The following is a 12,418-nucleotide window of genomic DNA, read 5'->3' on the forward strand; positions in this document are numbered from 1 at the left end:
CAAGATGAAGATGACAGCGGTCGAGGAGGACCGAGGATGAATCCGGAAACCAAGGCAAAACTGATGGGCGTCTCGGTCGCCACGCTGGCCACCGCGCTCTACAAGCGGGGGCTGCGCAACCAGGTGATCCAGGGCGTGCAGCCGTTGAAGGGCAAGGGCGTGAACATGGTGGGCCCCGCCTTCACCCTGCGCTACATGCCCGCGCGCGAGGACCGCAACCAGCTGGTCGAGTTCCGCAACCCCGAGCACCCGCAGCGGGTCGCCATCGAGCAATGCCCCGAAGGCCATGTCATGGTGATCGACAGCCGCAAGGATGCGCGGGCGGCCTCGGCCGGGGATATCCTGGTGACCCGGCTGATGATGCGCGGCGGGGCGGGCATCGTGACCGACGGCGGCTTCCGGGACGCGGCCACCATCGCGGAGCTCGACATCCCCGCCTATCACACGAGGCCGTCGAGCCCGACGAACCTGACCCACCACGAGGCGATCGAGATCAACGGCCCCATCGGCTGCGGCGATGCCCCGGTCTTTCCGGGCGACATCGTGGTGGGCGACGACGATTGCGTCATCGTGATCCCCGCGCACCTTGCCGACGAGGTCGCCGACGAGGCCGTCGAGATGACCGCCTTCGAGGATTTCGTGGTCGAGCGGGTCAAGGACGGCGCCACGATCATCGGCCTCTACCCGGCAACGAAAGAGGAAAACCTCGAGGCCTTCGCCGCCTGGCGCGCGGCCAACGGGCGATGAGCGCCGCCGGCCCCGAAGTCCTTGTCGTCGCGCCGATCCGGCCCGCTCAGATGGAGGCGCTCGGGGCGGCCTACACCCTGCACCGGCTCGACCTGGCCGACGCGCCCGAGGCGCTTCTGGCCGAGGTCGGTCCGCGTGTCGCTGCCCTGGTCACGACCGGCAGCGCGGGGGTTCCGGCAGGGCTCCTCCCGTCCCTGCCGGGACTCCGCCTCATCGCCACATCCAGTGTCGGGACCGACAGGATCGACCTCGCCGCCTGTGCCGAACGCGGGATCGTGGTGACCAACACGCCCGACGTGCTGACCGATGACGTGGCCGACCTCGCTCTCGGGCTGATCCTTGCCACGCACCGCCGGATGGTCGCGGGCGACGCCTGGGTCCGCTCCGGCGACTGGGGGCGCGAAGGGCCGTTCCCGCTGACGGCGACGCTGACCGGGCGGCGTGTCGGGATCCTCGGGCTGGGCGCCATCGGGATGGCGGTGGCCGAGCGCTGCCAGGCCTTCCGGATGGAGATCGGTTATTGCAGCCGGGCGCCCAAAACGGTGGACTTCGCGTACCACGCGGCACCGATCGCGCTGGCAGGCTGGGCGGACATCCTCGTCGCCTGCCTGCCCGGCGGGGCCGCGACCCGGCACGTGATCGACGCCGGCGTGCTTGCCGCGCTCGGGCCTGCCGGGGCGCTGATCAACGTCGCCCGTGGCAGCGTCGTCGATGAAACCGCGTTGATCGAGGCGCTGGAGACCGGCACGATCGCGACCGCCGGGCTCGACGTCTTCGCGTCCGAGCCCGCGCCCGATCCGCGTCTCACCGCCCTGCCGAACGTCACGCTCTACCCGCACCACGCCAGCGGCACGGTGGCCACCCGCGACCGGATGGCCGAACTGGTGGTCGAAAACCTCGCCGCCTTCTTCGGGACCGGCGCGGCACTCACGCCGGTGGCGCTCCCTGTCAGCCCGGCGTGACCACGGGACCGCGGGTCAGCACCGCGGCGCGCTCACCTCGATCCGCGGGAGAGCGTAGTGCGGGCCATGCCCCAGCTCCCGCGTCCCGACCACGTCGACCAGCGCCACCCGAGCGCGGCGGCATGTGAGCACGGCTCGCGCGTCGCGCTTCGGCCGGGAGGCCCTGTCCATCGGCGCATCAAGCAACCCCGGCACCCCGTCTTGCATACATCTGCACGGAACGCCGCGCGCCTTGTCGCCAGAGACGATCCGCGCAAGCTATGCAGCTCAAGACATGCTGGAAACCCACAGACCATGATCACGGGACGCCCTGCCCTCCTCGAACACATGCGCGACATTCCCGGCCGCACCGAGGCACCGATCATGCATGGCCTGTACCACCGTCTCGACGTCTGCTTCGCGACAGCGGAACACGAAAGCCTCGTCCTGACGACAACCCTTCGCCAATCCCGGGCCGCGGCACGTCGACCGGTACCCGCGACAATCATGTCGGGGACCGAATGACCAAGGTCCTCTCGGTTCCGGCCCTCGTCGTTGTCCTGCTGGGCGGCTCACTGGTGACGCTCGACATCTCGATGACCAGCACCGCGCTGCCCGAACTGTCCCGGGCGCTCGGCGTTACGCCTGCCAACGCGATCTGGGCGGTGAACGCCTACTACCTCGCCGTGATCGCAGCGCTGCTGCCACTTGCCGCGCTCGGTGAGGTGGTTGGGCAACGCCACATGTTCCTCGCCGGGCTTGCGGTCTTTGCCGCCGGATCCGCCGCGGCAGGATTGTCCGACAGGTTCCTGGCCGTGGTGGGGTCCAAGGCCATGATCGGTCTCGGCGCGGCGGCGGTGAACGCCATGACGCCCGCGTTGATCCGCACCCTCTACCCTGCCAACCGGCTTGGCCGGGGGCTCGGGCTCTATGCCATGTGCGTCGGCATCTCGCTGTCGCTCGGCCCCCCGATGACGTCCTTCATCCTCGCGGTTGCCGACTGGCACTGGCTGTTCCACCTCGACGCGGCGGTGGCGCTAGCCACGCTCGCCGCGGGCGTAAAGGTGCTGCCCGTGGTCGCGCCACGGGTGCGGCCGGTGGACTGGGGCGCGGCCGCGCTCTGTGCGGCGACCTTCGCGCTGCTCCTCTTTGCGCTGTCCGGCATCGCCCGACTCGCCCTGCCCTGGGTGGCACTGGCCGCGACCGGCGCGGCGGTCAGCGGTATCCTCCTGTGGCGGCGGGACCGCAGAAGCCCGGCACCGATGCTGGCCATCGACCTCTTCCGGTCCCGGGTCTTTGCGCTGTCCTCGGGCACCTCGGTCTGTGCGTTCGTGACGCAGGCCGTGATCTTCGTCGTGCTGCCTTTCCTCTTCAAGGTCGAGATGGGCTACTCACAGGTCGAGGCCGGGCTGCTGATAACGCCCTGGCCTGCGGCGCTGGCAGCGATGACCCTGGTTGCCGCGCCGATGGCCGACCGGTTCCCGCCAGCCCTGCTGGCGTTCGCGGGTCTCATCATCCTCGCCATAGGCATCGGCACCCTGGCGTCCATGCCCCCTGACGCGTCGATTTCCGGCATCGCAACCCGCCTGGTGGTCTGCGCCATCGGCTTCGGCTTCTTCCAGTCCCCGAACATGGTCGCCATCATGCAGAGCGCCCCCATCGAGCGCAGTGGCGCAGCCAGCGGGATCCTCGCGATCTCGCGCCTGCTTGGCCAGGCCCTGGGTGCGGTGGTCGTGGCGGTCTGCTTCTGGCGCTGGTCGGAGACGGGGATGCATGCGGCGCTGTGGATCGGCATGGCCGTCGCGCTGGCGGGTGCCGGCTTGAGCATCTTGCGACTTCTGCCAAGCGCACGACCCGTCGACAGTTGAGGACGGCGGGCCGGTCCGGACGTCGGGACTCCGGGCGAGGAAACGCGCGGGAACAGGTCGATGACGACACGGGGGACCAGCCAGCCTTCATGGGTCTTGAAGCCGGTGATGTCCGTCACCCGGATCAGATCGGGCCGGGACGCCTCGAAATGGTGTTCCAGTCTGATCTCCGCCTTGACCGCGGGCGTGCCGCCATATCGGCCGGGACGGCGACGGCAAACGACCCGCGCGGCGATCCCGGCTGGCGACGCCAACCCGGCGACACGGTTCTCCGAGAGGCCTTCGCCTCAGTCGCCTTGCCTCAAAATCAGCGAGGAAGGCGTCAACATACGCAGCGCTATTCGCACGAAGCACTTGGATCGACGGCGTGGACGAACCCGCAGCCGGACTGCATCATGCGGCCGTGTAGCCATGATGATTGATCGATCACGGAAATTGCCGGGTCCGATGCGGTTGATCATGCAGGCCTCCAGGAACGAGACTACCGCCATGACCAATTCTGTCCCCGAAGACCCTCTCGCCGATCCCGCAGCGACCGCGGCGTCGTATCCCGGTCTCAGGCACGCGCCCGCGACGGCGCGCAACCGGGAGCCGATCCGCGAGGCGCTTGCGGACCTGCTGCCCGTCCGGCCCTGCACGGTTCTCGAAGTCGCCTCGGGGTCTGGCGAACATGCCCTGTGGATGGCGCGGTCCCTGCCGCAGTTGACCTGGATGCCGAGCGAGGCGACCGCCGAAGGCCTCGCCGCCATCGAGGATTGGCGGGCCCTCTGCCCCGATCTCGCCGACCGGGTTCCGCCGCCGGTGCGCATCGACGCCGCCCGGCCGCCCTGGCCCGGGGAGCTCGTGGATGCCGTGTTCGTCGCGAACCTGACCCATATCGCGCCTTGGCCGGCGACGCTTGGGCTCGTCGAAGGCGCGGCTGCGCGTCTCGTGGCCGGCGGTCTCCTGGTGATCTACGGCCCTTTCAACGAGGCGGGCGACTTCACGGGGCCCGGGAACGCAACCTTCGATGCGGACCTGCGCAGGCGGAATCCGGACTGGGGCCTGCGCGATCGCGGGGCCGTCGACGCGGCGGCCTCGGCGCAGGGGTTCGTCGTCGAGCCGTTTCACAGGATGCCAGCCGACAACCGCCTGCTTGTCTATCGCAGGCCCTGAAGCGCAGAACTCCGCCACCAAGCTTGGCACCGTTTGGTTAGGCGCAGCCCGATGGATCCGATGTCCGGGTGTGAGGGCGCCCGCGGAGCCGTGGCCGTCGCTGGGGCACATTGGGGGCGTGGATTGGCCCGTTGCCAACAACTCTCAATGTAGCAGGGAATATCTTCGGAGACCCCGGTTCTATCGGTCGTTTGCCCCCCTAATGAGACGGACAAGCAAGCGATCAATGTTCATGGAAAAAGCCGATCATCGGCAGGAAGCAACAGGGTGGCCGGCATCGCGACGGCAGATGCCTGCCGCAAGCATGGTGTCAGCGCGGCGACCTTCTGCAGATGCAAGGCTTGGCTCAGCGGGCTTGAGGTGTCCGGAGCGCGCCGCCTCAAGGCGCGCGAAGACGGGAACTCCAAGCCAACGACGCGAACCGAAAGCCTCTGTCCAACCCGGCACCTCAACGCTGCGAAGAGACACCACGTGGGAGCCGGGCAACGCGTTGCCTCCCACGCACGGCTCACAGTGCAAGTTTCCCGATGAAACATTGGTACCCAAGGTCGGACTCGAACCGACAAGACCTCGCGGCCGGGGGATTTTAAATCCCCTGCGTCTACCATTCCGCCACTTGGGCAACGGCGACAGCAATACCTGTTCACTCGCGCCCGGGAAAGGGCGAAAAGACGCGGGGTTGCGGCCCGCGTGCTTGACCTTGCGACGCAAACCGGCGCTAAAGGCCAAAAGAACCGAGGCGGGCGATGCTGAAGAAACTCTACGACTGGACCATGCGGATGGCCGAGCATCCGAACGCGCTCTGGGTGCTGGCGCTGGTCTCCTTCGCGGAAAGCTCGTTCTTTCCGATCCCGCCCGACATCATGATGGTGCCTATGATCCTGGCGCGGCCCGACCGGGCCTTCCTGATCGCCACCATCGCCACCGTTTCCTCGGTGCTGGGCGGGATCATGGGCTATGCCATCGGCATGTTCGCCTTCGAGACCATCGGCCAGCCGATCCTGCAGATGCTGGGCAAGGAGGACGCGATGGCCGCCTTCTCGACCCGGTTCAACGATTTCGGCTTCTGGGCGGTGCTGGGCGCGGGCGTGACCCCCTTCCCGTTCAAGGTCATCACCATCATGTCGGGCTTCACCGCGATGCCGCTCGGGGTCTTCATCGTGACCTCGATCCTGGCCCGGGCGCTGCGGTTCTACGTCTCGGCGCTGCTGCTGTGGAAATTCGGCGCACCCATTCGTGATTTCATCGAACGGCGGCTCGCCCTTGTGGCCACGGTGTTCTTCGTGCTCCTACTCGGGGGCTTCTACATGACGAGATACCTGTGACCTACCGCACCACCGTGATGGCCGCCGCCGGCGGCTCGCTGGCCCTGATCCTTGGCGCCCTCGCCTTCCAGTACATCGGCGGCATCCTGCCCTGCAAAATGTGCTACTGGCAGCGCTACCCGCACTACCTCGCGATCGTCATCGGGGCGCTGGCGCTCTGGCTCGGCGGCCGCGTGCTGGCCTACCTTGGCGCCGCCGCCGCGGCCACGACCGCGGCGATCGGGCTGTTCCACACCGGCGTCGAACGCGGCTGGTGGGAAGGCCCGGCCTCCTGCACCGGCAGCGGCGCGGGCCTCGGCGGGCTAAGCGGGTCCGACCTTCTGTCGACGGACGGGCCGGTTGGCATTGTGATGTGTGACGAGGTGGCGTGGTCGATGCTCGGGCTGTCGATGGCCAGCTGGAACGCGATCTTCTCGGCCGGGCTGGTGCTGCTCTGGCTGGCCGCGGCGCGGCGCGCGGCCTGACCGGACACCCGGCCCCGACAGCGCGGCGCGCAGCAGCCGCCCCTCGGTGACGGTCAGCCGGGCCACGGCGCAGCGCATCGGACCGGAAAACTCCCGCAGGAGCGACGCGCAGGGCCAGAGCACCTGTTTCTGCTGGCGCAGCACCTCGCCCAGCCCGCCGTCCGCCAGGCGCAGGCTTTCCGCCGGCATCCCGTTGGCCAGCAGGACCGCGTGATCCTCGCACAGCAGGTGGTAATAGGTGACGGCCGTCGCCTCGACGTCGAGCCGGATCGCGCCGCCGACCAGCGCCCGCGCCGGGACCAGCGCGCGGTGCAGGCCGAAGTAGAGAGAGGGCGGCGTGATCGATGCAGAGGTTGTGCTGCGGCGACAGGCGCAGCGCCCGGTTCGGCCGCCCCGCCCCGAAGGCGTCGCGCGGGATCACCACCGGCGTCAGCTTGTGCCGGTGCGCCCGCGGCCGCCCCTCGAGCGTGACCTCCCGCCTCAGGACCCAGCGGACCCGGTGTTCGCTGCCATCCACGTCCAGCACGACACGGCCCGGCGCAAGCTCCTCGATCGCGACCTCGCCCTCGGGCGTGGCAATCATGGTGCCGGCGGCGAAACAGACCGGCGCGATGATGTCATAGGGCGTGTCGGTGACATCGATGATGATCGCGACCTGCCCCAGTTCGCTGGGCGCGCCGTCGGGATAATCGAAATAGATCTGGCCGCCGGCCTCGAATATCACCACGTCCACCAGCGGCCCGAGGCCCACGGTCACCGTGGCGACCTCGACCCCCGCCTGCGCGGTGCCCGAGCCGATGTAGGTGATTGCCAGCCCGTCCAGCGTGGCAATGCCATTGTCGGATGAGCCCAGCGTACCGTCGTCGTCCACCAGCTCCTGCGTGACCGGCGCGTCGAAATCCGACAGGATCAGCGTCTGGGTGCCCGACAGGATGTCCACGGCCGCAAGCGATCCGTCATAGGGGGTGACCTCGATATCCGCGCTTGCCACTTCGGTGTCCTCCTCTGGCTGGCAGGCGCGGATTAGCCATTGAGATTCAACGGCTTCACTCGGGGCCTGCACGGCTCTTCCGATGCAGTGCCATCAAATTGAGCAAAATGATTGTGGCAGGATTTCGACGTCGCGATGCCGGCTCCGGCTCATCGGACGACCTCGTGGCGCAGAATGATTTTCATATCGGAAAGTGGTTGATCGACCCAATAATTCGTCCGTGAAGCACCTGTTAACCAATTCAGAGGACCGCGCGGCGGCGAAATCGGACGAAACCCCATTATTCATTGCAATTCACGGCAATTGATAGATTAATTTCCACGCCGAAATATCAACGGAAATTCGTTTGCCTGCAAACGACATGCCCTCCGCCGCGATCCGGCAGACCGCTTTCCGCGAACGTCAATTCGCTGCGGCGCGGAATGATTTCGAACACGTGTTTGTGCCCTCGGGGTCACAAAAGGGGGCGCCCGAAGGCGCCCCGAAAGTGTCGAACCGTTCCCGTCTTCCATCCACTGCCCGGTTTCTGCCTGCGGGCCGGTCCGTGTTCCCGGGGGGCGATGCTGCCGCCCCCCGCGAAGTCTCAGCTGCAGCCGCTCGTGGCGCCGCAGGTGTTGCACTTCATGCAGGTCCCGTTGCGCACCAGGGTGAAGTTGCCGCAATCGCCGCAGCTTTCGCCCTCGTAGCCCTGCATCTTGGCCTTGACCCGCGCGTCCATCGACACGGTGCCGCTGGCCATGGCGGTGGTGCTGCCCCCGCCGCCCGAAGTCTTCGGCGCCACCTGCGGGATCAGCGTCTGGAGGGCGCTGACCGGATCCGAGGTGTCGAGCGCGGTGGCGCCGATGGATTGGCCGCCCTGCAGGACGACAAGCTCCTGCGGCAGCCGTTTGCGCAGGTACCCGGTCGAGCTGATCTGCTTCAGCACGTCCAGAGAGGCCCGCGCGGCATTCTCGCTCAGCTCCGAGACGTTCGACACGCCTTCGGCCGCATCGCCCTGCCCGATCGAGTCGAAGCTCGCGCCCTCGGGCTTCACATGTGCCAGGTCGGTGCGGTCGAGGTAGCTGACCGCCAGTTCCCGGAAGATGTAGTCGAGGATCGAGGTGGCGTTCTTGATCGAGTCGTTGCCCTGCACCATCCCGGCCGGTTCGAACTTGGTGAAGGTGAAGGCGTCGACGAACTCCTCCAGCGGCACGCCGTACTGCAGGCCGACCGACACCGCGATGGCGAAGTTGTTCATCATCGCCCGGAAGCCGGCGCCTTCCTTGTGCATGTCGATGAAGATCTCGCCCAGCGTCCCGTCGGAATACTCCCCGGTGCGCAGGTAGACCTTGTGGCCGCCGACCATCGCCTTCTGGGTGTAGCCCTTGCGCCGTTCCGGCATCTTCTCGCGATGCGAGCGGACCATTTCCTTGACGACGATCTTCTCGACGATCTTCTCGGCCAGCACGGCGGCCTTTTCCTGCGGGTTGCCGGTTTCCAGGATTTCCGCCGCCTCGTCGTCATCCTCGACCAGCGCCGCCGCGAGCGGCTGGCTGAGCTTGGAGCCGTCGCGGTAGAGCGCGTTGGCCTTGATGCCCTTGGTCCAGGACCGTTCATAGGCCGCCTGGCAATCCTCGATGGTGGCGTCGTTCGGCATGTTGATCGTCTTCGAGATCGCGCCCGAGATGAACGATTGCGCCGCGGCCATCATGTCGATGTGGCTGTTGACCGAGAGATAGCGCTTGCCCTTCTTGCCGCAGGGGTTGGCGCAGTCAAAGACCTTGAGGTGCTCGTCCTTCAGGTGCGGCGCGCCTTCCAGCGTCATCGTCCCGCAGACATAGTCGTTGGCGGCCTCGACGTCCTTCTTCGAGAACCCGAGGTGCTTCAGCAGGTCGAAGGTCGGATCGTTCAGCTTGTCGGTCGGGATGCCCAGGGCGCCGGTGCAGAACGCCTCGCCCAGGGTCCACTGGTTGAAGACAAAGCGGATGTCGAAGGCCGAGGCCAGTGCCCCTTCCACCTTCTCCAGTTCCGCCGCGCCGAAGCCGTGGCCGACCAGCGCCGCGTGGTTCACGCCCGGCGCGTCCGACAGGGTGCCGTGGCCGACGGCGTAAGAGACGATGTCGTCGATCTGGGTGGAGGAGTAGCCCAGCCCTTCCAGCGCCGTCGGCACGCTGCGGTTGATGATCTTCCAGTAACCACCGCCCGCGAGCTTCTTGAACTTCACCAGCGCGAAATCCGGTTCGATCCCGGTGGTGTCGCAGTCCATCACCAGACCGATCGTGCCGGTCGGCGCGATCACGGTGGCCTGCGCGTTGCGATAGCCGTGCTGCTCGCCCAGGCTCAGCGCTTCGTCCCAGGCCGCCTTGGCCAGGTCGACAAGCGTCTGGTCGGGGCAGTTGGCATGGTCGAGCGGCACGGGCGTCACCGCCAGTTTCTCGTACCCGTCCTCGTTGCCGTAGGCCGCATTGCGGTGGTTCCGCATCACCCGCAGCATGTGGTCCGCGTTGCGGGCATAGCCCGAGAACGTGCCCAGCTCGCCTGCCATCTCGGCCGAGGTGGCGTAGGACACGCCGGTCATGATCGCGGTCAGCGCGCCGCAGAGCGCCCGGCCCTCGGCCGAGTCGTAGCCCAGCCCCATGTTCATCAGCAGGCCGCCGATGTTGGCATAGCCCAGCCCGAGCGTCCGGAAGTCATAGGACAGCTGCGCGATTTCCTTCGACGGGAACTGCGCCATGGTGACCGAGATTTCCAGCGTCACGGTCCAGAGCCGCGTGGCATGCATGTAGTCGGCCGCCTGGAACTGCCCGTCCTTGTAGAAGGTCAGCAGGTTCATCGAGGCGAGGTTGCAGGCCGTGTCGTCGAGGAACATGTATTCCGAGCACGGGTTCGACCCGCGGATCGCGCCGTCCTCCGGGCAGGTGTGCCAGGCGTTGACGGTGTCGTGGTACTGGATGCCCGGATCGGCACAGGCCCAGGCCGCGTGGCCGATCTGTTCCCAGAGCTCGCGCGCCTTGATGGTCTTGGCCACCTTGCCGTCGGTGCGGCGGATCAGCTCCCAGTCGTCGTCGTTCTCGACCGCCTTCAGGAAGGCGTCGGTGACGCGGACCGAGTTGTTGGAGTTCTGGCCCGAAACGGTGGCATAGGCCTCGCTGTCCCAGTCGGTGTCGTAGGTCGGGAACTCGATGCTGGCATAGCCCTGCTTGGCGTAATCCAGCACCCGCTTGATGTAGGTCTCGGGGATCGCGCATTTCTTGGCGTCCCGCACCGCCGACTTCAGCGCCGGGTTCTGCGTGGGGTCATAGGCCCCCTCTTCGGTCCCGTCGAAGGCCTTGATCGCGGCAAAGATCGCGTTCAGCTGCCGCTCGTGCATCTTGGAGCCGGCGACGATCGAAGCGACCTTCTGCTCCTCCTTCACCTTCCAGTTGATGTATTCCTCGATGTCGGGATGGTCCGCATCCACGATCACCATCTTGGCTGCGCGCCGGGTCGTGCCGCCCGACTTGATTGCGCCCGCCGCCCTGTCGCCGATCTTGAGGAAGCCCATCAGACCGGACGATTTACCGCCGCCCGAAAGTTTCTCACCCTCCGCTCGGAGCGAGGAGAAATTGGTGCCGGTGCCGGACCCGTACTTGAACAGCCGCGCCTCGCGCACCCAGAGGTCCATGATGCCGCCGTCACCCACCAGGTCGTCGCCGACCGACTGGATGAAGCAGGCATGGGGCTGGGGATGCTCGTAGGCCGAGGCCGACTTGGTCAGCTCGCCGGTCTGGAAATCCACGTAGTAGTGGCCCTGGCTGGGGCCGTCGATGCCGTAGGCCCAGTGCAGGCCGGTGTTGAACCACTGCGGAGAGTTCGGCGCGCCGCGCTGGCTGGCCAGCATGTAGCGCATCTCGTCGTAATAGGCCTGTGCGTCCTCTTCGGTCGAGAAGTAACCGCCCTTCCAGCCCCAGTAGGCCCACGCCCCGGCGAGCCGGTCGAACACCTGCTTGGCCGAGGTCTCGCCACCGGTCTCGGTGGTCTTTGCCGCCGGTGCAGACCGCCAAAGGAATTCCGGAACGTCCTTTTCCCGGACCTTTTTCAACTTTAGCGGTACGCCAGCTTTGCGAAAATACTTTTGAGCGATCACGTCGCTTGCGACCTGGCTCCATTTTGCCGGAACCTCGACGCTGTCATTCTTGAAAACGACCGTCCCGTCGGGATTGCGGATTTCGGACGTCGTGGTGACGAATTCCAGATCCGCGTATGCGTCCTGACCTGCTTTTGTGAATTTGCGTTCGATCTTCATTTCAGAACCAGCCTCTGATCTTGTCGCGTCGTCCCCGGCCCGTCGCCTGTCCCGGCGGTTTCGCCGGACCGGATATGGTCGTGCCAACGTGACAGACGGGGGCCTTCCACGACGCATGACCGGCGCCGTGGCCCGGACAACCGGACCCGAAGGTGAATGTAAGATACTGTCCCCGCCGCTCTCTTTTTTGGGCCACCATATTTTGTGGCGTGCCCCGTCGGCCCTACTATCTGAGGCTAAATCCACCCACCGGTCAACACGCACTTACTACATTTTGTGGCAATTTTTTCCTTGACCGGGAATCAGGATTCGCCGCCCCTCCGGCCGCGTCCGGAGGCAGGGCGAAAAGCGCCAAGAAACGTGGAGGATTCCGCGCCTGCCCGGCGCCCTGGCCGCGATGTGGCCCGCATGACACATTCCCCGACGTATCGTGCCGCCGCGTCAGCATCGCCCAAAATCTGGGCTGCCCCGCCCGGCGCCACACCACAAGATGTGGGTAAATCGGTGGATAACACGATATGTAGTGTCACCCGCGATTCGTCGCCGTCATGTGGTGGAAAGTGGTCGGGGCGGCGAGATTCGAACTCACGACCCCCTGTACCCAAAACAGGTGCGCTACCAGACTGCGCTACGCCCCGGACCGTTGCGCTGATTAGCCCGCAT

General features: G+C 66.6%; 7 protein-coding genes, 2 tRNA genes and 1 pseudogene. 6 read left to right on the forward strand and 4 right to left on the reverse strand.

What is annotated here, in order from left to right:
- Positions 1-36 precede the first annotated feature (36 nt).
- The 4 genes from ACE2AC_RS06085 to ACE2AC_RS06100 all read left to right on the forward strand — a co-directional run bounded on the left by ACE2AC_RS06085 (position 37) and on the right by ACE2AC_RS06100 (position 4,711).
- A complete protein-coding gene (locus tag ACE2AC_RS06085; RefSeq protein ID WP_375691216.1) occupies positions 37-747 on the forward strand; it encodes a ribonuclease activity regulator RraA in 711 nt (236 codons plus the stop codon).
- Entirely contained in the window at positions 744-1,709 is a 966-nt protein-coding gene (locus tag ACE2AC_RS06090) for a 2-hydroxyacid dehydrogenase (protein ID WP_375691217.1), read from the forward strand. The genes ACE2AC_RS06085 and ACE2AC_RS06090 overlap by 4 nt, the downstream gene beginning before the upstream one ends.
- 500 nt (positions 1,710-2,209) lie before the next feature.
- Positions 2,210-3,556, forward strand: a complete 1,347-nt coding sequence (locus ACE2AC_RS06095; RefSeq protein WP_375691218.1) for an MFS transporter — start codon at positions 2,210-2,212, stop codon at positions 3,554-3,556.
- A gap of 489 nt (positions 3,557-4,045) precedes the next feature.
- Positions 4,046-4,711 (forward strand): DUF938 domain-containing protein, encoded by a 666-nt coding sequence (locus ACE2AC_RS06100; RefSeq protein WP_375691219.1) that lies wholly within the window; start codon positions 4,046-4,048, stop codon positions 4,709-4,711.
- A 536-nt stretch (positions 4,712-5,247) separates the two neighbouring features.
- On the opposite strand, the gene ACE2AC_RS06105 is transcribed toward ACE2AC_RS06100, so the two are convergent.
- A tRNA-Leu gene (locus ACE2AC_RS06105) sits at positions 5,248-5,333 on the reverse strand.
- A 124-nt stretch (positions 5,334-5,457) separates the two neighbouring features.
- Between ACE2AC_RS06105 and ACE2AC_RS06110 the strand changes: the two genes are divergently transcribed.
- Together ACE2AC_RS06110 and ACE2AC_RS06115 are read left to right on the forward strand one after the other, a co-directional pair.
- Complete coding sequence (locus tag ACE2AC_RS06110) at positions 5,458-6,036, forward strand: YqaA family protein (RefSeq protein ID WP_375691220.1); 579 nt, start codon at positions 5,458-5,460, stop codon at positions 6,034-6,036.
- 17 nt (positions 6,037-6,053) lie between these two features.
- The gene (locus tag ACE2AC_RS06115) at positions 6,054-6,500 is read left to right on the forward strand and encodes a disulfide bond formation protein B (protein ID WP_375692074.1); all 447 of its coding nucleotides are present in this window, start codon (positions 6,054-6,056) and stop codon (positions 6,498-6,500) included.
- Positions 6,501-6,728: 228 nt separating this feature from the next.
- On the opposite strand, the pseudogene ACE2AC_RS06120 reads toward ACE2AC_RS06115, so the two are convergent.
- The 3 genes and pseudogenes from ACE2AC_RS06120 to ACE2AC_RS06130 form a co-directional block, all read right to left on the reverse strand.
- Positions 6,729-7,083: pseudogene (locus tag ACE2AC_RS06120) on the reverse strand (Hint domain-containing protein); the annotation flags it as partial.
- A 991-nt stretch (positions 7,084-8,074) separates the two neighbouring features.
- Complete coding sequence (locus ACE2AC_RS06125; protein ID WP_375691221.1) at positions 8,075-11,755, reverse strand: vitamin B12-dependent ribonucleotide reductase; 3,681 nt, start codon at positions 11,753-11,755, stop codon at positions 8,075-8,077.
- Between the two features lie 561 nt (positions 11,756-12,316).
- Positions 12,317-12,393, reverse strand: a tRNA-Pro gene (locus ACE2AC_RS06130).
- Positions 12,394-12,418 lie beyond the last annotated feature (25 nt).

This window comes from Pseudooceanicola sp. LIPI14-2-Ac024, assembly GCF_042188925.1.
Taxonomy (GTDB): domain Bacteria; phylum Pseudomonadota; class Alphaproteobacteria; order Rhodobacterales; family Rhodobacteraceae; genus Pseudooceanicola.